This window comes from Streptomyces sp. MMBL 11-1 (assembly GCF_028622875.1).
Taxonomy (GTDB): Bacteria; Actinomycetota; Actinomycetes; order Streptomycetales; family Streptomycetaceae; genus Streptomyces.
This window is the reverse complement of record NZ_CP117709.1, coordinates 7,154,543-7,175,410: the sequence shown is the minus strand read 5'-3', so window position 1 is coordinate 7,175,410 and position 20,868 is coordinate 7,154,543. Positions and strand designations below refer to the sequence as shown.

The window sequence follows — 20,868 nt, the reverse complement described above, 5'->3', positions numbered from 1 at the left end:
GCGGAGCCCGATCGGAGGGGGGTGGTTCCGGCCGGACGGCCGGAACCACCCCCCTCCCCCGCCTCCCCGATACCGCACGTTCCCGCACCCCCGGCGGGAGCCCCGCATCACATAGGCTCGGCGACGATATGAAGAGCATCCTCACTCCGCTGGGGCCCAAGGCCGACAAGGACACCGTGCGACGGCACAATCTGAGCCTGGTACTCCGCGCCGTACGGGACGAGGGCGAGCGCGGCGAGGCGACCCGGGCCGGGGTGGCCGCCCGGGTCGGCCTGACCCGGGCCGCCGTGTCCTCGCTCGTCGAGCAGCTGATGGAGTGCGGGTTTCTCACGGAGTCGGGCAAGACGTTCAGCGGGCAGGCCGGCCGCCCCGGCACCGCGCTGAAGGTGGCCCGGACCGGCCCGGCCGGGCTCGGCGTGGAGATCAACATCGATTACGTCTCGGTGTGCGTGGTGGACCTGGCGGGCACCGGCCGGGTCCGGCAGACCGAACACCTCGACAACCGGGGCGCGCCCGCGGCCGAGGCCCTTGCCCGGGCGGCCCGGATCGCCGCGCGGACCCTGGAGTCGGCGTACGAGCAGGAGTTGCGCCCGGTGGGTGCGACACTGGCGCTGCCGGGTCTCGTCTCCGGCGGATCGGTGCGGCAGGCCCCCAACCTCGGCTGGAACGAGGTCCCGGCGCAGGAGCTGTTCGCCGAGGCGCTGGCTTCCCTGCGCCCCGGCCACCCGGTGCTGCCGGTCGCGTCGGAGAACGAGGCCAATCTCGCGGCGCTGGCCGAGCTGTGGTTCGGCGGCCTCGGGGACGTGCGGAGTTTCCTCTATCTGACCGGGGAGATCGGGGTCGGCGGCGCCCTCGTCCTGGGCGGCGAACTGCTGCGCGGTGCCCACGGTTTCGCCGGGGAGATCGGGCACGTGGTGGTGGATCCGGCGGGGCCGGAGTGCCGGTGCGGTTCGCGGGGGTGCCTGGAGCAGTACGCCGGGCAGGCGGCGCTGCTGCGGGCGGCCGGGATCGAGGGCCTCGGCGGCGCCTCCGGGGTGCTGGAGCTGGAGCGGCGCGCCGGAGCCGGGGACGCGCGCGCGGTGGCCGCGGCCGGTGAGGCGGGCCGGATGCTGGGCCGGGTGCTGTCGGGGGCGGTGAACCTGATCGACCCGGACGCGGTGGTGCTCGGCGGGATCTACCGGGGACTGATGCCGTGGCTCGCGCCGCCCGCCGACGAGGAGCTGACCGGCCGGGTGGTGTCGGGGCTCTGGTCCCCGGGCAGCGGGCGGCTCCGGGCGTCGTCGGTGGCGGGCGACGCGGCGCGGGGCGCGGCGGCGCTCGTGGTGCAGGACGTGCTGGACGATCCGGTGGCGTACGCGGAGCCGTCCGGCGGCTGAGCCGGGCCGGACGGCTCCGGCTCAGCCGGTGGGCGGGCCCGGTGGGCCGGGCCGGCGGGCGGGCGGCCCGGTGGGCCGACCCGGCCGGTCGGCCCGGTGGGTCAGCGCACGGCGAGGAGGTGGTCCATGGCGAGCTGGTCCAGCGCCTCGAAGGCCATGCCGCGGGCCGCGGCGGCGTCCACGTCGAAGTCCTCGTACGCGCCGCGGTCGGCGAGCAGGCCCGCCAGGCCGTCGCCGGCGGTGGGGCGCGCCAGTTCGTCCAGGCGGGACGCGCGCAGGGCTTCCCGGACCTCGGGGTCGGCGCGGAAGGCGGCGGCCCGCTCCTTGAGGATGAGGTAGTTGCGCATGCAGCCCGCGGCCGAGGCCCAGACACCGTCGTAGTCCTCGGTGCGCGGGGGCTTGAAGTCGAAGTGGCGGGGTCCTTCGTAGCCGCTCTCCAGCAGGTCGACGAGCCAGAACGCCTGGCGCAGGTCGCCCGCGCCGAAGCGGAGGTCCTGGTCGTACTTGATGCCGGACTGGCCGTTGAGGTCGATGTGGAAGAGCTTGTCCGCCCACATGGCCTGGGCGATGCCGTGCGGGAAGTTGAGCCCGGCCATCTGCTCGTGACCGGTCTCCGGGTTGACGCCGACCAGCTCGGGGCGCTCCAGGCGCTCGATGAAGGCCAGGGCGTGGCCGATGGTGGGCAGCAGGATGTCGCCGCGCGGCTCGTTCGGCTTGGGCTCGATGGCGAAGCGGAGGTCGTAGCCCTGCTCGACGACGTACTCGCCCAGCAGGTCGAAGGCCTCCTTCATCCGGTGGAGGGCGACGCGGACGTCCTTCGCCCCGCCGGACTCGGCCCCCTCACGGCCGCCCCACGCCACGAAGGTGCTCGCGCCGAGCTCGACGGCGAGGTCGATGTTGCGCAGGGTCTTGCGGAGCGCGTACCGGCGTACGCCCCGGTCGTTGGCGGTGAATCCGCCGTCCTTGAAGACGGGGTGGGTGAAGAGGTTCGTCGTCACCATGGGCACGACGAGCCCACTGTCGTCGACCGCCGTGCGGAAGCGCTTGACGATCCGTTCGCGCTCGGTCTCCGGCGCCCCGAAGGGGATCAGGTCGTCGTCGTGGAAGGTCACCCCCCAGGCGCCCAGCTCCGCGAGCCGCCGCACCGACTCGACGGGGTCGATGGCCGCGCGGGTCGCGTCGCCGAAGGGGTCCCGGCCCTGCCAGCCCACGGTCCACAGGCCGAAGCTGAACTTGTCCTCGGGGGTGGGGGTGAAGCGTTCCGTCATGGTCGTCCGACCGCCTTCGCCTGCTGTCGGGACGCCCGGCCAGCAGCCCGGCACCCCTATTTGTTCAATGTCATGACTAATCAAGCACACCGCACCCCGGGCATGGAACCCCCCTGCCGGGCGCAGCCGGTCCCACCCCCTGTGCAGGGCGGCGCTCATCCCGTAATTTGTTCATGCTCCAGCCAAATGATCGGACCGTCCCGTGCGAAAGAGGCTCCCCATGCCGTCACCCGCCGTCGTCATCGGCGTGGACAGCTCGACCCAGTCCACCAAGGCCGCCTTCGTCGACGCCGCGACCGGCGAGCAGCTCGCCGTGGGGCGCGCCCCGCACGTGGTCACCGGGGAGGCCGGGGCCCGGGAGAGCGATCCGGAGATCTGGTGGCGGGCCCTGTGTGAGGCGGTGGCCGCCGGGCTGAAGGAGTCCGGGCTCCCCGCCCGCGCGGTCACCGGCATCGCGGTCGCCGGACAGCAGCACGGACTCGTCGTGCTGGACGGGGCGGGCCGGCCGCTGCGTCCCGCGCTGCTGTGGAACGACACCCGCTCCGCGCCGCAGGCCGCCGCCCTCACCGCGGCGCTCGGCGGGCCCCGGGCCTGGACGGAGCGGACCGGGTCCGTACCGGTGGCGGCCATCACCGCCTCCAAGTGGCAGTGGCTGCGGGAGAACGACCCGGCGAGCGCCGCGCGGGCGGCGGCGGTCCGGCTCCCGCACGACTTCCTGACCGAGCGCCTCGCGGGCGTCGCCGCCACCGACCCCGGGGACGCCTCGGGCAGCGGCTGGTACTCCACCGCCACCGGCGCCTACGACCCCGGCCTGCTGGAACTGCTCGGCCTGGACGCGGCGCTGCTCCCGGAGGTCGCGCCCACCGGGGCGGCCCGGGTCGGCTCGCTCACCGCGTCGGCGGCGCAGGCGCTCGGGCTGCCCGCGGGCATCGCGGTGGCGGCCGGCACCGGCGACAACATGAGCGCCGCCGTGGGGCTCGGTCTCGGTGGCGGCGGGCTGCTGGACCACCCCGCCCTCAGCCTCGGCACCTCCGGCACGGTGTTCGCCGCCTCCCGCACCCGGCCCGCCTCCACCGCGCTGAGCGGGTTCGCCGCCGCGGACGGTACGTACCTGCCGCTGGCCTGCACCCTCAACTGCACGCTCGCCGTCGACAAGGTGGCCGCCCTGCTCGGCCTGGACCGCGAGGACGCGGTGCCCGGCGGCGAGGCCGTCCTGCTCCCCTACCTCGACGGCGAACGGACCCCCGACCTGCCGACCGCCGCCGGGCTGCTGACCGGGCTGCGCCACGACACGACCCGGCAGCAGCTGCTGGGCGCCGCCTACGAGGGCGCGGCCGTCACCGTGCTGCGTGCCCTGGACGGCCTGCTGTCGGCCTGCGGTCTCGATCCCGAGGCGCCGGAGGTCGCCGACCGCCCGCTGCGCCTGATCGGCGGCGGGGCGCAGGGGCGCATGTGGGTGGAGACGGTGCGCCGGCTCTCCGGCCGGCCGCTCGTCATCCCGGGCAGCGGGGAGCTGGTCGCCCTCGGCGCGGCGGCGCTCGCCGCGTCGGCCGCGGGCGGCGGTGATCCGGTGGCGCTGGCGACGGCCTGGCAGCGGTCCGGGACGGACCGCCGGCTTCCGCCGGTGGAACGGGACAGGGAGACCTGGGAGCGGGTCACCTCGGTCCTGGAGCGCGCCTCCGGGCCCCTGCTCACCGGTCCCTGACGCCTGCGGACCGCTCCCGGTCCGCAGATGTCCGCCCACGCCGCGACCACGACGACCCGGCCGCCGCCGCCGGGGAGTTCACCCGCCCCGCGCCGGGAAGCCCCGGCCCCGAGTGGCCCGGTTGGGAATACGAACTGATTTTCCATAAGATCCGGCGATGATCACTAGTAAACGGCTGACGACCGGGGTGGGCATAGCGCTCGCCACCCTGGCCGCCGGGCTCGGCACCGCGATCCCCGCCGCCGCCGACGAAGCCCCCGCCACCCCCTCCCCCAAGGTCGAGCTGGTGCTCGATGTCAGCGGCTCGATGCGGACCCGCGACATCGACGGCCAGTCCCGGATGGCCGCCGCCAAGCAGGCGTTCAACGACGTCCTGGACGCGGCGCCGCAGGAGGTGCACCTGGGCATCCGGACGCTCGGCGCCGACTATCCGGGCGAGGACCGCAAGGTCGGCTGCAAGGACACCCGGCAGCTCTACCCGGTCGGCCCGCTGGACCGCACCGAGGCCAAGGCGGCCGTCGCCACCCTCGCTCCGACCGGCTTCACCCCGATCGGCCCGGCCCTGCTCGGCGCGGCCGACGACCTGGAGGGCGGGGACGGTTCGCGCCGGATCGTGCTCATCACGGACGGCGAGGACACCTGCGGGCCGCTCGACCCGTGCGAGGTGGCCCGGGAGATCGCCGCACGCGGCACCCACCTGGTCGTGGACACGCTGGGCCTGGTGCCCAACGCCAAGATCCGCCAGCAGCTGACCTGTATCGCGGAGGCCACCGGCGGCACGTACACCGCCGTGCAGCACAAGGAAGAACTCTCCGGCCGGGTCAAGCAGTTGGTGGACCGGGCCGCCGAGCCCGTCGTCACCCCGGTGGCGACGGAAGGGGCCGGGAGCTGTTCCGCGGCGCCCAAACTGGAGCCGGGGCTCTACACCGACCGCGAGAAGATCGGCGAGCACCGCTGGTACCGCGTCGACGTGCTGCCCGGTCAGGAGCTGCGCGCCTCGGCGAGCGTGGCGGCCGACCGTGCCGTGGACAACGACTACGGCGTACTGCTGCGCGCGGTGACCGTGCACGGACGGGAGATCGTCCGGGGTTCCGAGGCCGGGACCGGCCGCACCAACGTGATCTCGTCCGGGCTGCGGTATCCGAAGCCCGAGGTGGAGGACGGCGACGACGGCGACGGCAAGCCCGCCGCCGAGACCGTCTGCCTCCAGCTCGCCCACTCCTTCTCCGCGCCCGCCTCGGTGAAGAGGTCACCCGGTCTGCCGGTCGAACTGACCGTGGACCTGGTGGACGGGCCGGACAACGCCTCGGACGTGGCGGCCTTCGGGCTCGGCCGCGGCTGGTGGCTGCTCGGCGCACTCGTCCTGACCGGACTGGTCGCGGGCCTGCTGACCGGCTGGATCTCGCGCTGGCGCGTCGCCGTATGGAGGACCAACTGATGCGCACGACCACTCGCCGTACCCACGGCGCCCGACGCGCGCTCACCGGCGCGCTGCTCGCCGGACTGACCCTGCTCACCTCCGCGGGTGCGGCCGTGGCGGACGACCCGTCGGCGAGCGCGAGCCCCGCCGACGACGAGGCGGGCCCCACCGAGGCCGGAACCACGTTCCGTACGGCCACCGCGCTCGAACAGGGGCGGACGGGCACCGCCCGGGCCTCGGCGGGCGACTACCTGTACTGGGTGTTCCCGGCCGACGCCGGTCAGCGGCCCACCGTCGAGGCCACCGTGAAGCTGCCTTCGAGCGCCCGGAGCTCCACGTCCACCTGGCAGATCGATGTGTACGACGGGCTGCGCCGCCGCCAGGCCTGCATGTACGGGCACCAGACCAGGAAGGCGGCGGCCGACGCGGCCTCCGTCGAGCTGTCCTGCGTGCTGCGGACCGTGCGGTCCTGGTCCGAACCGTGGGCGGACGACCCGCTGCCCGGCAGCTACTACATCCGCCTCACCGTGGTGGACCTGCCCGCCGCCGACCTCGGGCTGCCGGTCGGCGTCGAGGTGAAGGCGGTCTCGAAGGAGCAGGACGGCGCCCATGACGTGGACGGCTCGCTCTCCGAGCCGCTGGTGCCGGGCGTGTCGGTCGCCTCGGCGGGCGACGCGGGGGCCTCGGCCGCTCCGCCTGCGCCGAAGGCCGGTGAGCCGGAGGACGGCTGGGCCTCGGGCTGGTGGACCGACCGCTGGCTGTGGACCGTGGGCGGCGGTGTGCTCGCCGCTCTGGCGGCCGTGTTCGGCTACTCGCTGACGCGGGGCAGGGGCCGGCCGGCCCACGTTCCGCCCGGCGTCTGAGGTTCGCGCCGCCCGCTCCCCCCCCCGGGGGGGGCGGCGCCCCGGAGCCGGTCACGATCGTCCGTGGCCGCCGGTCGTCGTCGCGGGCTCCCACATCGTGCGGCCCGGGCCTACGCTGAACCCCGCACCGGCAGCGGCGGAGGGAGCGGGATGGGCGGGACGACGGCGTACGTACGGTTCCAGAGCACCGAACGGAGCCCCCGGGGCCACTTCCCCGGGATCTTCGCCCTGGCCAACGGCCTGGCCCGGGAGGGTCGCCTGACCGAGGAGCAGCACCGGTTCTGGCGGGCGGCGAACGACTGGTACGACGCCGCCTACACCGACCCCTCGCGGGTCGATCCGGCGGTGTACGACCCTGGGGTGAATCCGGGGGCGGTGGCCTGGTTCAAAGGGACGGCGACCCACCTGCTGGACCGGATCCCCGGCTATCTCGCGCTGCTGGACGCGCACGGGGTGCCGTGCGAGCGGCTGGAGTCCACGGACCCCGGGCAGGTCGTGTACGAGGACGAACACCAGGTCGTCGTGGTGCCCCGCGCCAGGAGCGGGGCCCCGGCGCCTGCCCACAACTGGCGTGCTCCGCACGGTGCCTGACGGAATCCGGCCACGCCTGTCGTCGCCCTGGTGGAGCGCCGCCCCCATCCTGTTCGATGGGGTTCGAACGGTTGCGCGCCGGCAGTGGCGCGCCCCAGGGAGCGGAGTTCCTCGATGTCCACGCAGACCGGTCCGGCGCCCGACACCCAGCCTCGCGGCCACGCGTTCGTGCCGGGGCCCAAGGGGCTGCCGCTCGTGGGGAATCTGCCGCGGTTCGGGAAGAACCCGCTCGCCTTCTTCGAACTGCTGCGCGGCCACGGGGACATGGTGCGCTGGAGGTTCGGCCGCAAACGGTGCGTCTTCCTCTCCGACCCCGGCTGCATAGGCGAGTTGCTCACGAAGACGGAGCACACCTTCGACCAGCCGGAGCTCGGCATCGCGTTCCGCACGGTGCTGGGCAACGGGATGCTCGTGGCGCGCGGCCGGGACTGGCGGCGCAAGCGCTCGCTGGTGCAGCCCTCCGTGCGGCCCAAGCAGGTCCAGTCGTACGCGACCACCATGGCGGACTGCGCGGTGGAGCTGGCGGACCGCCTGGCGGACGGGCAACGGGTGGACGTCAAGCGGGAGATGTCCGCGCTGACCCAGAAGATCGCGGTACGCACGATCTTCGGGGTGGACACCCCCGCGGACTCCGAGGCGATGGGGCGGGCGATGGACATCGCCCAGATGGAGATCGGCAAGGAGTTCGCCGGGCTCGGCGCACTGCTGCCGGACTGGGTGCCGACACCGGGCCGGGCACGGATCAGGAAGGCCGCCGCCGTCATCGACGCCGAGGTGCGCCGGGTCGTCGCCCGGCACCGGGACGGTGAGGAGGAACGCCCCGACCTGCTCAGCCGGTTGCTCACCGCCGTCGACGACAGCGGGGCACACCTCACCGACGAGGAGATCCGGGACGAGGCGGTCACGCTGTACATCGGCGGTCACGAGACGACGAGTACGACCCTGGTGTGGGCGTGGTACCTGCTCGCCCGCAACCCCCGCGTCCGCGACGCGCTCGCCGGGGAACTGGACCGGGTGCTCGGCGACCGGGAGCCCGGCTTCGAGGACTACGCGCGGCTGACGTACACCCAGGCCGTGGTGAAGGAGACCCTGCGGCTGTTCCCGGCGGTCTGGCTGATCACCGGGATCGCGAAGGAGGGGGCGACGATCGGCGGCCTGCCGGTCGAGGAGGGCACCCGGGTGTGGAGCAGCCAGTGGGCCACGCACCGCGACGCGCGATGGTTCCCCGAGCCGGAGGAGTTCCGGCCCGAGCGCTGGGACGAGAGGGACGGCGAGGAGATCCCGGAGTACGCGTGGTTCCCGTTCGGCGGCGGGCCCCGGGTCTGCATCGGCACGCGCTTCGCGATGGTGGAGTCCGTCCTCCTCCTCGCCGTGCTGGCCCGCCGTTTCACCCTGGACGTCGACCCGGGCGAGATCACGCCGCTGACCGGTCTGACCCTCCAGCCGGACCGGGACGTGCTGGCGACGGTCCGGGCGCGGTGACGGACCGGGAGCAGAGCGGTCGGTGCCCGGCTTCCCCGGAGGGAGCCGGGCACCGGGCTCAGTCCCGCGGAAGCCACTTCTTCCAGACGTCCGGATGGCGCTCGATCCAGCGCTCCGCCGCCTCCTGGGGCGTGAGCTTCTGCTGGGCGATCATCTCGGAGACCTCGTTCTGGTCCTTCTCCGACCACTGGAACTTCTTCAGGAACGCGGACGCCTCGCCGCCGCGCTCGGCGAAGTCGGCGTTGAGGAACTTCTGCAGCGGTGTCGTCGGGTACGCGCAGTCGATGTCCGCCGGATCCTTGGCCGCGCACGCGTCGGTGTAGGCGGGGAGTTTCACCTCGACCATCGGCACCTCGTTGAAGAGCCACTGCGGCTGGTACCAGTAGCTGAGGAAGGGCTTCTTCTCCTTGGCGAACTGCTGGATCTGGGTGATCTGGGCGGCCTCCGAACCGGCGAAGACCACCTTGTAGTCCAGGTCCAGGTTCTTCACCAGCGCCACGTCGTTGGTGACGTAGGAGGGCGAGCCGTCCATGAGCTGGCCCTTGCCGCCGCTCTCGGCGGTCCTCAGCTGGTCCGCGTACTTGTTGAGGTTCTTCCAGTCCGTGACGTCCGGGTTCTCGTCGGCCCAGTATTTCGGCACGTACCAGCCGATGTGGCCGGTGACCCCGAGGTCGCCGCCCCGGACGATGGTCTTCTTCTCCTCGACGTACAGCTTCTCCTGGTCCGGGTGGCCCCAGTCCTCCAGGATCGCGTCGACCCGGCCCTGGCTGAGGGCGTCCCAGGCGGGGACCTCGTCGGTCTGGACGAGGTCGACGCGGTAGCCGAGCTCCTCCTTGAGGAGCTGCTCCGCCACGGCGACGTTCGCCTGCGCCCCGACCCAGGACTGGACGGAGAGCGTGACCGTCTTGACCCCGGCGGGGGCCGCGAAGGGGGAGGCCTGCTTGGTCATGTCGGCGGCGCCGCAGCCGGCCGTGGCCAGCAGGACCCCGGCCGAGGCGAGCGCCACGGGCAGGCGGGTGCGGGAGCGGTTCATCTCAGCTCTCCTGTCGCTGGCGGCGGGCGGTGGGCTGGGTGACCCGGTCGAGCATCAGGCCGAGGCAGACGATCGCCGCTCCGGCGACGAGGCCGGTGGCCAGGTCGCCCTGGGCGAGGCCGAGGACCACCTCGTAACCGAGCGCGCCCGATCCGACGAGTCCGCCGATGATGACGACGGCGAGGACCAGGACGACCGCCTGGTTGACGGCGAGCAGCAGGGAGGGCCTGGCCAGCGGGATCTGGACCTGGCGCAGTTGCTGGCCCGGGGTGGCGCCGAGCGAGCGGGCGCACTCCATCGCCGCCGGGTCGACACCCCGCAGTCCCTGGGTGGTGATGCGGATGACGGCGGGCAGCGCGTAGATCACCGCGGCAGCGGCGGCGGGGGCGCGGCCGACGCCGAAGAGGGCGACGACGGGGATCAGGTAGACGAACTGCGGCATCGTCTGGAAGACGTCCAGGACCGGTCGCAGCAGCCTCTCCAGGCGCTCGCTGCGAGCGGCTCCGACGGCGATGCCGAAGCCGATGACCAGGGTGACGGCGACGGCGGCGAGCACCTGGCTGAGGGTGTCCATGGACGGCTCCCACACGCCGAGTACGCCGATCGCGGCCATGGCGAGGACGGCGGTGGCGGCGGTGCGCCAGGTGCCGATGGTCCAGGCGAGGGCGGCGACGATCAGCAGCACCGACCACCAGGGCAGGCCGGTGAGCCCGCCGCGCAGCGGGTTGAGGACGCCGCTGGTGAAGTGGGAGGCGAGGTCGGCGGTGCCGCCGATGACGGGCACCCCGGTGTAGAGGTGGTCGACCATCCAGTCCTTGGCGGTGTTGACCGGTCCGGCGATGGCCACGGTCACGTCCTCGGGCCAGACCCGGCCGTCGGTGGCCCGTCCGGCGACGGCGACGGCCGCGGTGACCGCGGCGGCCAGGGACCAGCCGCGCAGGCCGCGCAGCAGGGCCGGGCCGGTGGGCTCGGCGCCGATGCGGCGGCCGGCCGCCTCCGTCGTACGGTCCAGCACGACGGCAAGCAGCACGATCGGGATGCCCGCGGCGAGCGCGGCGCCGACGTCCACGGAGGACAGTGCCTGGTAGACCCGGTCGCCGAGGCCGCCCGCGCCGATCACGGAGGCGATGACGGCCATGGAGAGCGCCATCATGATGGTCTGGTTGAGGCCGAGGAGCAGTTCCTTGCGGGCCAGCGGCAGCCGGGCGCTCAGCAGCCGCTGCCGGCCGGTCGCGCCGAGCGAGGCGACGGCCTCCATGACGCCGCTGTCCGCGCCGCGCAGGCCGAGCGCGGTGAGCCGGGCCATCGGCGGAGCCGCGTACACGACGGTGGCGAGGACGGCACCGGGGACGCCGATGCCGAAGACCAGTACCACCGGGAGCAGATACGCGAAGGCGGGCAGCACCTGCATGGTGTCGAGCACCGGGCGCAGAAGGCGGAACGTGCGGTCGGACAGCCCGGCCGCCAGGCCGAGGAGCAGCCCGAGCACGACGGAGGCGAGGACGGCGACGACCATCAGCGCGAGTGTCTGCATCGTCGGCACCCACATGCCGAGCAGCCCGCAGACCAGGAACGACGCGGCCGCGGTGAGCGCGAGCCGGATCCCCGCGACGCGCCAGGCGACGGCGGCGGCGAACACGGTGACGCCGGCCCAGCCGAGGGCCAGGAGAACCAGGTAGACACCGCGTACGGACAGCACGACGGCGTTACTGATGTGGCCGAAGAAGTAGAGGAACAGCGGGTGGCTGTCGCGGTTGGAGACGATCCAGTCCGTCACGTCGCCGAGCGGCCCGGAGAGGTCGGCGGTCAGCGCGTCGGGCCAGACGCCACCGCCCCAGCGGCCGTGCACGAGAGGGACGGCCACGACGGCGACGAGCGCGAGCAGCAGGAGCTTCGCGGCGGCCGGGCGGTCGCGGAGCGGGGCCAGCGGTCCCCGGCGCGCGCTCCCTCGCACGGGGCGGGCCGGGGTGGCCTGTGCGGTGGCCATCAGAGGGTCACCTCGCGGGAGCCGTCCGGCGCGTCCGGCACGGCAGGGGTGTCCGGGGCGCCGGTCGTTCCGGCGACGACGTCGAGCAGGCACGCGTGGTCGACGACGCCGACGAGCCGGCCGCCGTCCATCACGCGGGCGGCGGGGTCGCCGGAGCGGGAGACCGCTTCGATGGCCTCGTACACGGTGGCGTCGGGGCGCACCGCCGGGCCGCGCTCGCTCTCCCCCGCGAGCGCGGGCCGCATGGCCGTGGCGACGGTGAGGACCTGCTCGCGCGGCACGTCGCGGACGAACTCGCGCACGTAGTCGTCGGCGGGCGAGCCCACGATCTCCTCGGGGGTGCCGAGCTGGACGATGCCGCCGTCACGCATCAGCGCGATCCGGGTGCCCAGGCGCAGTGCCTCGCTGAGGTCGTGGGTGATGAAGACCATGGTGCGGCCCTCCTCGCGGTGCAGCCGGACCACTTCGTCCTGCATCTCGCGGCGGATCAGCGGGTCCAGGGCGCTGAACGGCTCGTCGAAGAGGAGGACGGACGGGTCGACGGCGAGCGCGCGGGCGAGCCCGACGCGCTGCTGCTGGCCCCCGGAGAGCTGGGACGGACGGCGGTCCTCCAGACCCGCGAGGCCGACCTTCGCCACCAACTCGGCCGCCTTCACGCGGCGTTCGGCCTTGCTCAGCCCCTGGATCTCCAGGCCGTAGGCGACGTTGTCCACCACCGTGCGGTGCGGCAGCAGTCCGAAGTGCTGGAAGACCATCGCGGCGCGGTGGCGGCGCAGTTCGCGCAGCCGGGAGCGGTCCATCGCGAGGACGTCCTCGCCGTCGATGGCGAGGGTGCCGCTGGTGGGCTCGATCAGCCGGGTGAGACAGCGCACGAGGGTCGACTTGCCGGAGCCCGACAGGCCCATGACGACGAAGACCTCGCCCTTGCGGACGTCGAAGGAGACGTCGCGGACGGCGGCGGTGCAGCCGGTGGCCTCACGCAGTTCGGCGGGCGGGAGCGCCGCGTGCTCGCCGCCGGGGATCCGGTCGGCCTTGGGGCCGAAGACCTTCCACAGGTTGCGGACGGAGAACACGGGGTTCTCGTCGGCCTCGGCGTCCCCGGCCTTCCCGGTGGCCTTGAGGGTCTCGGTTCCGGTCATCGGACATCGCCTCCGGTGCTGGTGCTGGTGCTGGTGCTGGTGACCGGGGCGGTGACACGCGCCTGGTCCGCGAGGAGTTCGGCGCACTTCTCTCCGACCATCAGGACGCCGATCATCGGGTTGACGGCGGGCATCGTCGGGAAGACGGAGGCGTCGGCGATCCGGATGCCCTCCAGGCCCCGGATGCGCAACTGCGGGTCCACGACGGCCTGCTGGTCGTCGGCCGCGCCCATCCGGCACGTGCCGGCCGGGTGGTAGACGGTGTGGGCGACCTTGCGGGCGTACTCGCTGATGTCCTCGTCCGAGGTGACCTCGGGGCCCGGACAGACCTCGCGCTTGAGCCAGTGGGCCAGCGGTTCGGTGGCCGCGATCTCACGGGCGAGCTTGATGCCGTCGACCAGGGTCCGGCCGTCGTGGTCGTCCTCGTCGGTGAAGTAGCGGAAGTCCAGGGCCGGCTTGACCTCGGGGTCGGCGCTCGTGAGGTAGAGGCGGCCCCGGCTGCGCGGCTTGGGGATGTTCGGGGTCATCGACACCCCGTGCTCGGGCTTCTCGTAGCCGAGCCGCTCCGGGTTGTCGGTGAACGGGATCTGGTAGAAGTGGAACATCAGGTCCGGGCCCCGGGATTCGGGGTCGCGGCGGACGAAGAGGCCCGCGTCGGAGTCCATCGCGGAGTTCTCCGGGATGGGCCCGTCGGTCTCCCAGACGATGACGGACTCGGGGTGGTCGAGCAGGTTCTCGCCGACGCCCGGCAGATCGTGGCGTACGTCGATGCCCAGCGCGGCCAGGTCCTCGCGCGGACCGATCCCCGAGTGCAGCAGCAGCCGGGGCGTGTCCACCGCTCCCGCGCAGACGATGACTTCGCGGGCGGCGCGCAGCAGGATCTCCTCGCCGTCCTTCGTCCGCACGTGTACGCCGGTGGCGCGGGCGCCGTCGAACTCCAGCCGGTACGCCCACGTCTCCAGCATGATCCGCAGGTTGGGCCGGTCGCCGGCCTCGATGTGCGGGTGGAGGTAGGCCACCGAGGCGGAGGAGCGCTTGTTGTTCTCGGGGTGGTAGGCGAGGTCGAAGAACCCGACGCCCTCGTGGAACGGCTTGCGGTTGAAGCTGTCCACGCGCGGGACCCCGGCCGCCTGCTGGGCGGCGTCGACGAAGTCGCGGGCTATCGCGTTGCGGTCCTTCTCGTCGACCGGGACGATGTTGTTGCGCAGCCTGGCGAAGTACGGGTCCATCGCGGCCGCGCCCCAGCCCTCGGCGCCGGCCTCGGCCCACTCGTCCCAGTCGCCGGGCAGCGGCTTGAAGCTGATCAGCGTGTTGTGCGAGGAGCAGCCGCCGAGTACCCGGGCCCGGCTGTGCCGGATGTGGGAGTTGCCGCGCGGCTGCTCGGTGGTCGGGTAGTCGTAGTCGAGGTCCCCGCCGAGGAGGCCGAGCCAGCGGCGCAGGGTCAGCACGTCGTCGCGGTCGATGTCGGTGGGGCCGCCCTCGATGACCGTGACGGTGACGTCCGGGTCCTCGGTGAGCCGGGAGGCGATGACCGATCCGGCGGTGCCGCCGCCGACGATCACGTAGTCGGCCACGGGGCCGTCGGGGACTGCGGTGCTGCGGGGGGTGGAGGGCATCGGTCACTGCTCCTTCTGCAAGGTTCGTGCGTGTACGTGGTGCTGCGAACAGCCGGACGGGCCGGGCGGCTTCCGTGGAGGGCGCCCGGCCCCCGCAGGCGTCAGCCGGCGAACCAGCGCTGGGGGCGCGGGTTGAGGTTCTGGTAGATGTGCTTGGACTCGCGGTACTCGGCGAGCCCCGTCGGGCCGAGCTCGCGGCCCGTGCCGGACTTCCCGAAGCCGCCCCACTCGGCCTGCGGCAGGTAGGGGTGGTAGTCGTTGATCCAGACGGTGCCGTGGCGCAGCCGTCCGGCGACCCGGCGGGCCCGGCCCGCGTCGGTCGTCCAGACGGCGCCGGCGAGTCCGTAGTCGGTGTCGTTGGCCAGCGTGATGGCCTCTTCCTCGGTGCGGAAGGTCTCGACGGTGAGAATCGGGCCGAAGGTCTCCTCGCGGACCACCCGCATCTCGCGGTGGCAGCCGTCGAGGACGGTCGGCCGGTAGAAGTAGCCGCCCTCGGGCCGTACGTCGCTGGGGGCCGGGCGTTCGCCGCCGGCCCGGACGATCGCGCCCTCCTCGCGGGCGGAGGCGACGTACGCCTCGACCTTGGCGAGCTGCTGGGCGGAGACGAGGGGGCCGCACTCGACGCCCTCCAGGGTGCCCCGGCCGAGGCGGATGGCGTCGGCGCGGCGGGCCAGCTCGGTGACGAACCGCTCACTGACCGAGTCCTGGACGATCAGGCGGGCCCCGGCGGAGCAGACCTGGCCGCTGTGGAAGAACGCGGCGTTCAGTGCCTGGTCGACGGCGGTGTCGAAGCCCTCCTCGGTGGCGCAGGCGTCGGCGAAGACCACGTTGGGGTTCTTGCCGCCCAGCTCCAGGGCGACCTTCTTCACGGTCGGCGCGGCGGCCCGGGCCACCTTCGTACCGCTGGCGAGGCCGCCGGTGAAGGAGACCAGGTCGACGTCGGGGTGTTCGGAGAGCCGGGCGCCCACCGGGTCGCCCGCGCCGGTGACGAGGTTGGCCGCGCCGTCGGGAAGGCCCGCTTCGGAGAGGAGCCGGATCAGGTGGACGGTGGAGAGCGGGGTGACCTCGCTCGGCTTGAGCACGAAGGTGTTGCCCGCGGCGAGGGCCGGGGCGATCTTCCAGCTGGCCTGGAGGAGGGGGTAGTTCCAGGGGGCGATCAGGGCGCAGACGCCGACGGGCTCGTGGACGACGATGCTGTGGACCTCGGGGTCGCCCGCGTCGACGACCCGGCCACCGCTCTCGTTCATCACGAGGTCGGCGAAGTAGCGGAAGGCTCCTGTGACGTCGTCGACGTCGACCCGGCCCTCTTCGAGGGTCTTGCCGGTGTCGCGGCTCTCGGTGATCGCGATCTCCTCGCGGTCCCGCTGGAGCAGCTCGGCCACCCGGCGCAGCAGCCCGGCCCGCTCGGCGACGGGCTTGTGCGGCCAGGGGCCGTCGTCGAAGGCGCGCCGCGCCGCCGCGATCGCCGCATCGGCGTCCTCGGCCCCGCCCTCCGCGACGACGGCCAGGACCGTGGCGTCGGCGGGGTCGATGACCTCGCGCGTCGCGCCGGATCCGGCGGCCCGCCAGGTGCCGTCGATGTGGATGGTTTTGAGCGCCGACATGTCGATTTTCGCCTTCCGTGCCTGAAATGCCCCCTCCGGATCGGTCGGGGCGTGCTGCGTGGTGAACCGGGGTACCGCCGCACCAGCGGCCTGGACCCCTCCCCGGTCCGGCGGAATGTATGCCGAGAAATTCACGCAGAGTGATGCTCCTCACGCGAGGAGGACTCCCCTGGCTGCTCGCCCAGGGCTCGCCACAGGTGACCCGGTGCTGGTCAGGCGCGCGGTTGGGGGGCGGCCAGCCGGTGGGCGGCGCGCTCCCACACCTCCGGCCCCTCCCCCGCGACAGCGGCGGCGAACCGCTCCGGGCGGGCGAGGAGCCGCCGGTGGCCGGGGTGGAGCGCGGTGTGCGCCAGCAGCCAGCCCGCCAGCGGATGCGGATCCCCCGGGGCCTCGGCCCCGCGCTCCTGGTACGCCACCCGCGCCGCCGCGGCCTCCCCCCGGACCAGCAGCACATCGGCGCGGACCGGTTCCATGGCCCCTGGACGCGCGCCGCGGCCGACGGCGACCGACGCGGCGTCCGACGCGGCGTCCGAAACCACGTCCGTCGCGATGTCCGTGGCGATGTCCGGAGCGGTGACGGCCGGCATGCTGTCCGGCGCGATGTCCGGGCGGAGGTAGAGCGCGCCCCGCACGTCCTGCCAGTGCGTGCGTTCGAGGGCGGGGAGGAGCAGGGGCTGCCGTACGGGCGGCAAGGCCCCCGTTCGCAGCGCCGCCGCCAGCCCGGCACGCTCCTCGTCCGCGCACCGCAGATTGCGCAGCCGCCATTCGACCCGGTGACCGGTGGCCGCCGCACGGGCCCGCGCCACGGCCCGCCCGTCCACCGGTTCGCGCAGCCAGCCGTCGACGGTGCGCGTGAGCCCGGCGACCAGCCGGCGGCCGGGCCCGGTGAGTGCGGCGCGGGTGGCCAGGGTCCGCAGGACCGTACGGGTCTGGATGCGGCGGAGCGCGAACCGGAAGGGCGCGAGGTCCAGCGGATCGGCCGCCCGGTCCCCGATCCGGTCCCGCCAGAATCCGGCGACGCCGACGAACGCGTACGCCCCGTGGAGGAGCCCCGGCAGATGACGCGGGTCCGGGCGCCACGGGGCGTAGTGCTCCTCCTCGCGATCGTCGTCGAGCATCGCGAAGAGGTGCAGCAGCGCCCCCAGTTTGCTGTGCTGGAACTCGTGGACCATCGTCTCCGCGAGCGCCGCGCCGTCCGGGGGCCGGGCCACCACCATGGAGCCGAACGCGTCGGCGGTGGAGGCGCTGAGCCCCGCGACGGGTCCGGGGCCTGACGGTCCGGGCCAGGGAACGATGCGCCTGATCTCCTCGGGTCGCACCGTGCCCGGCCCGGTGCCGGGGGAACGCGGGCCGGAGACGGAGCCAGGGGCGAGCAGGGCGACCGCCTCGGCGAAGAGGCTCCGCCAGGTGCCGAGTTCGCGTGGTGTGAGTCGGCGGGGCGGGATCGGGTGGCCGAGGTCGCGGTACGGGTCGGTGTCGTCGAGGGCGACCTCGGGCCCGCCCGGCCGCACCGGCAGCCGGTGCGTCGGCCACCACAGGGCGCTCGGCGGCGCGGTGAGCGGCCGTACGGTCAGCGCCGTCGCCCCGCTGCCCCGTCCGGTCGGCGCGAGCAGCAACTCCCCCTCCCGGACACGCGCGTGGACCGGCTGGAAGCCCAGCAGCGGGATGCCCGGCAGCCGGGCGAGGCCGAGCGTCGGCAGGGCCACCGCGCCCTCCCTCGCGGGCACGACCAGCTCGGTGGCCGTCCCGGACCTCAGCGCGGCCACCAGGGCGACGCCGGCCAGGTGTCCGGCGTCCACCCACAGCGGAGGGCCGGCCGCGGTACCGTGCAAGCGGCGCAGTGTGTGGGCGAGCCAGCTCCCCACCTGCGGGCTGACGAGCAACTCCTCGACACAGCCGGGCCTTCGGGCCTCGGCCCGTTCGACGGCCCGCCAGGTGACGCCCAGGTCGACGGGGCCGAGCAGAGCCGGCCGCTCCTCCAGCCGGCACAGCAACTCGCGGAGCAGGACCAGACGTCGGGACCGCTCACCCTCCGCGAGGAAGCCGACGGCCTCCACCGACCCACCGCCCGAGGCGAGTTCGTCGAACCAGTGGCCGGGCATCCGCATCGGTCCGTGCACACCCGCGCTCCTTCGTCGTGGTCCCGACGCGGCCCGCCGGGGCCGTTTCCGGGAGAGCCGCACAGCGCTCAGTCGGCGAGACCGCCAGGAGGGCCGCTGCCGGACAGCGTGCTGGTACGCGCTCTTCGGATCTCCTCCAGCAGACGCCGGCCGGGAGCGGGAGCGAGGGCGCGCACGGTGGCGACGCCCATCTCCGCGAGATCCGCCACATCGGACTCCAGGTAGTCGGCCGGATCACCGGCCGATGCCGTCTGCTGCAAGGCCTTCTCCCCCTTTTCGGTCCGGCGGCACACCATGCCACCCGTCCCTTCCCATCATGACGAACGGGTGGCCTTCCGGAAACCCGTGCGATCACGCCGTACGATCACGGGCCCGGCGGACCGGTCCGACCCTCGGCCAGGAACTCCCGCAGGGCTTCCTCCAGTTCGGCGGCCCTGCCGGGATCGTCGTCCAGCAGCGTGACGGCCCGGTAGAGGTCCCAGGGCCCCTCCGGCCGCCCCCGCAGCGTCCGCAGAATGCCCAGGACGTCCGTACGGGGCACCGCGTGCCGCGGCATGCGCGCCACCAGGACCGGGTCCAGCTCCGCGACCATCGTCTGGCGTTCGTCCCGGTCGCTCATCAGCGGATAGGCGAGGAGCGCTTCGACCACCCGGAGCAGCCCGCCGCCCGTCCGCTCGGGTCCGGAGCGGACTCCGTTCGCCCGCGCCGGTGCCGCCGGGCGGTCGGGGAGGTACTCCGCGTGTCCGGGGCGGTGCAGCTGGAGTGTGGGGAGCTGGGAGTGGCCGCCCTCGGCGCGCAGCCGGTCGAACCGGTTCCGGACGGCCGCGAAGAGCGCCTCCGGGTCGGGAGCCGGACCGCCGGGCAGGGCGGTCAGCTCGCGCAGGACGATGTCCGAGAACACGCCCAGGCGGCGCACGGGATCGTTGGCCGCGCGCTGCCCCCGGTCGGCGGCCAGCAGCACGTTCTGCCGGTGTATCCGCAGCCGTTGCCCCGCGGGGAGGCTTCCGTCCGGGATCGTGACGGCCGGGCGGTGGCGCTCCTCGAAGGTCCGGCAGGCGTCCACCACCCAGTTCTGCTCCGCGAACCCGGGCAGGACATCGCTGCTCAGACGGCGGCGGGCGGACTCCAGGTCGATGTTGCGCCGGTCGGCGTCCGTGGCGTCGGCACAGTAGAGCCGCAGGTGTTCGTCCCGGTCCAGGACACCGTGCCCGCCCCACCAGACCCACAGCACGTCCCCCTGGCGGGCGGGCAGTTCGTGGACCAGCACCCGCCGCAGGGTCTCGTGGTCGGCGGCGCGATGGCCGGCGACCGCGTCCGTCCCCTCCGCCGGGGCGAGGTGCAGCAGGATGTTGGCGTCCGGCACGCCGGTGGACCGCAGCCAGTCCCGGAAGCGCAGTGCGTCGTGGACCGGACCCGGCAGCGTCCAGCGCGGGCCCGCCGCATAGGCCTCGACGCCGACGACGAGCGCCACCACGCGTGCCGGGTCGACACCGCCCGCGCTCACGGCAGCCGCTCCGCGATGGCGCGGTAGACGGCCGGGTCGGTCCAGTAGGCGCTGTGGGCCGCGGGGAACGGCTGCCGGTTGTCGGTCGCCACGTCCACGGCCCGGCCGGGGAACAGCGGTGCGGCGGCGAAGCCGAGCAGGTCGCGGCGGTCGTGGATGTTCAGCCAGGCGGGGACATGGACGGGCAGCGGTTCCGGGTGGTCGAGGTGGGGCAACGCCCCCGTCTCGTACAGGAACGGCCCCTGTGAGCCCACCGTGACCAGCAGCCGGACGCCGGGCAGCGGGGCCTCGATCAGGGTGTCCAGGGCGATGATCCCGCCGAGGCTGTGTCCGAGCAGGACGACCGGGGGCTCCACGGCGGCGACCAGCTCGCGCAGGGCGGCGCGCAGGGGGCCGCCGCGGACGAGGAATCTGAGCACGTCGCCGGCCGCCGGGTGGGCGGCCCCGGTGAGGGCGCGGCGGCGGCGCACCGCGTAGCGGGAGCCGAGCCGCGTCACGGGCCGGCCGAGCAGACGGCCCACCGGCCCCCTGCCGGTGCCGGGCGCGGGGGCGCCGAGCTGCCGGGCGATCCGGTCCACGGCGGCGTCGCGGGTGGCGCCGTCGAGGATCACCGGCGCGTCCTCGTCCAGGGCCGCGCCGGTCACGGCGGCGGCCAGCGCACGGGCCAGCAGCGTCGCCAGGGCTTCGGGGCCGAGGGTTTCGGCGGCCGGGGTGAGCAGCGGGCTGCGGGCCAGGGCGACGGCCTGCGCGCCGAGTCCGGGGCCCAGCTCCGGGGCGGCCTCCTCGCCCCGGGCGGCCAGTGCCGCCAGCCGTTCCCGGATCTCCTCGTCGGGGAAGGCCGCGCCCGGCGGGAGCTCGTCCGAGGGGCCGCGTGCGGCGGCGAGGGCCAGCTCCGCCTCCGGGTCGCGGTAGAGGCGCGCCCACGCGGCGGTCTCGTCGTCCTCCTCGCTCCCCGCGTCCCGTCCGGTGGCTCCGGCCCCGTCGTACGGGATGCTGGCCCCGCCCGCGGCGAGCCGGGCACCGTACCGCCGGCCCCAGTCGAGCGGCACGACCCGCGCGCCCGGGGCGGCCTCGGCGAGCGAGGCCGTGACCCGTGCGTACAGGGCCTCGGTGTGCGGCGGTCGCACGCCCGTGCCGTGGATGAATATGACCGTGGTCAA

At 74.2% G+C, this 20,868-nt stretch carries 16 protein-coding genes; 6 read left to right on the top strand and 10 right to left on the bottom strand.

Features of this window, described 5'->3' with window-relative positions; translation table 11 throughout:
* Positions 1-128 precede the first annotated feature (128 nt).
* Positions 129-1,376 (top strand): ROK family protein, encoded by a 1,248-nt coding sequence (locus PSQ21_RS31630; RefSeq protein WP_274034728.1) that lies wholly within the window; start codon positions 129-131, stop codon positions 1,374-1,376.
* Positions 1,377-1,477: 101 nt separating this feature from the next.
* On the opposite strand, the gene xylA is transcribed toward PSQ21_RS31630, so the two are convergent.
* On the bottom strand, positions 1,478-2,644 hold the full coding sequence (gene xylA / locus PSQ21_RS31625) for a xylose isomerase (protein WP_274034727.1): 1,167 nt from the start codon (positions 2,642-2,644) through the stop codon (positions 1,478-1,480).
* A 220-nt stretch (positions 2,645-2,864) separates the two neighbouring features.
* Here xylA and xylB point away from each other — a divergent pair, with 220 nt between their 5' ends.
* The 5 genes from xylB to PSQ21_RS31600 all read left to right on the top strand — a co-directional run bounded on the left by xylB (position 2,865) and on the right by PSQ21_RS31600 (position 8,705).
* The gene (gene xylB, locus PSQ21_RS31620; protein WP_274034726.1) at positions 2,865-4,349 is read left to right on the top strand and encodes a xylulokinase; all 1,485 of its coding nucleotides are present in this window, start codon (positions 2,865-2,867) and stop codon (positions 4,347-4,349) included.
* A gap of 157 nt (positions 4,350-4,506) precedes the next feature.
* The gene (locus PSQ21_RS31615; RefSeq protein WP_274034725.1) at positions 4,507-5,787 is read left to right on the top strand and encodes a VWA domain-containing protein; all 1,281 of its coding nucleotides are present in this window, start codon (positions 4,507-4,509) and stop codon (positions 5,785-5,787) included.
* Positions 5,787-6,632: a hypothetical protein gene (locus PSQ21_RS31610; protein WP_274034724.1), complete on the top strand. Its 846-nt coding sequence runs from the start codon at positions 5,787-5,789 to the stop codon at positions 6,630-6,632. The genes PSQ21_RS31615 and PSQ21_RS31610 overlap by 1 nt, the downstream gene beginning before the upstream one ends.
* A gap of 150 nt (positions 6,633-6,782) precedes the next feature.
* Positions 6,783-7,223 (top strand): hypothetical protein, encoded by a 441-nt coding sequence (locus PSQ21_RS31605; protein ID WP_274034723.1) that lies wholly within the window; start codon positions 6,783-6,785, stop codon positions 7,221-7,223.
* Between the two features lie 114 nt (positions 7,224-7,337).
* Positions 7,338-8,705, top strand: a complete 1,368-nt coding sequence (locus PSQ21_RS31600) for a cytochrome P450 (RefSeq protein WP_274034722.1) — start codon at positions 7,338-7,340, stop codon at positions 8,703-8,705.
* Positions 8,706-8,763: 58 nt separating this feature from the next.
* On the opposite strand, the gene PSQ21_RS31595 is transcribed toward PSQ21_RS31600, so the two are convergent.
* The 9 genes from PSQ21_RS31595 to PSQ21_RS31555 form a co-directional block, all read right to left on the bottom strand.
* Positions 8,764-9,738, bottom strand: coding sequence for an ABC transporter substrate-binding protein (locus PSQ21_RS31595; protein WP_274034721.1), 975 nt, complete (start codon positions 9,736-9,738; stop codon positions 8,764-8,766).
* Position 9,739: 1 nt separating this feature from the next.
* Positions 9,740-11,725: an ABC transporter permease gene (locus PSQ21_RS31590; RefSeq protein WP_274034720.1), complete on the bottom strand. Its 1,986-nt coding sequence runs from the start codon at positions 11,723-11,725 to the stop codon at positions 9,740-9,742.
* Positions 11,725-12,864: a quaternary amine ABC transporter ATP-binding protein gene (locus tag PSQ21_RS31585; protein ID WP_274034719.1), complete on the bottom strand. Its 1,140-nt coding sequence runs from the start codon at positions 12,862-12,864 to the stop codon at positions 11,725-11,727. Before PSQ21_RS31585 ends, PSQ21_RS31590 begins: the two co-directional genes overlap by 1 nt.
* Positions 12,861-14,480 carry a GMC family oxidoreductase gene (locus PSQ21_RS31580; RefSeq protein WP_274034718.1) on the bottom strand — a complete coding sequence of 540 codons (1,620 nt, stop codon included), beginning with the start codon at positions 14,478-14,480 and terminating at the stop codon, positions 12,861-12,863. The genes PSQ21_RS31585 and PSQ21_RS31580 overlap by 4 nt, the downstream gene beginning before the upstream one ends.
* A gap of 101 nt (positions 14,481-14,581) precedes the next feature.
* A complete protein-coding gene (locus PSQ21_RS31575; protein WP_274034717.1) occupies positions 14,582-16,084 on the bottom strand; it encodes an aldehyde dehydrogenase family protein in 1,503 nt (500 codons plus the stop codon).
* A gap of 212 nt (positions 16,085-16,296) precedes the next feature.
* On the bottom strand, positions 16,297-18,204 hold the full coding sequence (locus tag PSQ21_RS31570) for an aKG-HExxH-type peptide beta-hydroxylase (protein WP_274034716.1): 1,908 nt from the start codon (positions 18,202-18,204) through the stop codon (positions 16,297-16,299).
* Between the two features lie 68 nt (positions 18,205-18,272).
* Complete coding sequence (locus tag PSQ21_RS31565; protein WP_274034715.1) at positions 18,273-18,464, bottom strand: hypothetical protein; 192 nt, start codon at positions 18,462-18,464, stop codon at positions 18,273-18,275.
* A 104-nt stretch (positions 18,465-18,568) separates the two neighbouring features.
* Positions 18,569-19,708 carry an effector-associated domain 2-containing protein gene (locus PSQ21_RS31560; RefSeq protein WP_274034714.1) on the bottom strand — a complete coding sequence of 380 codons (1,140 nt, stop codon included), beginning with the start codon at positions 19,706-19,708 and terminating at the stop codon, positions 18,569-18,571.
* Complete coding sequence (locus tag PSQ21_RS31555; RefSeq protein WP_274034713.1) at positions 19,705-20,868, bottom strand: alpha/beta fold hydrolase; 1,164 nt, start codon at positions 20,866-20,868, stop codon at positions 19,705-19,707. The genes PSQ21_RS31560 and PSQ21_RS31555 overlap by 4 nt, the downstream gene beginning before the upstream one ends.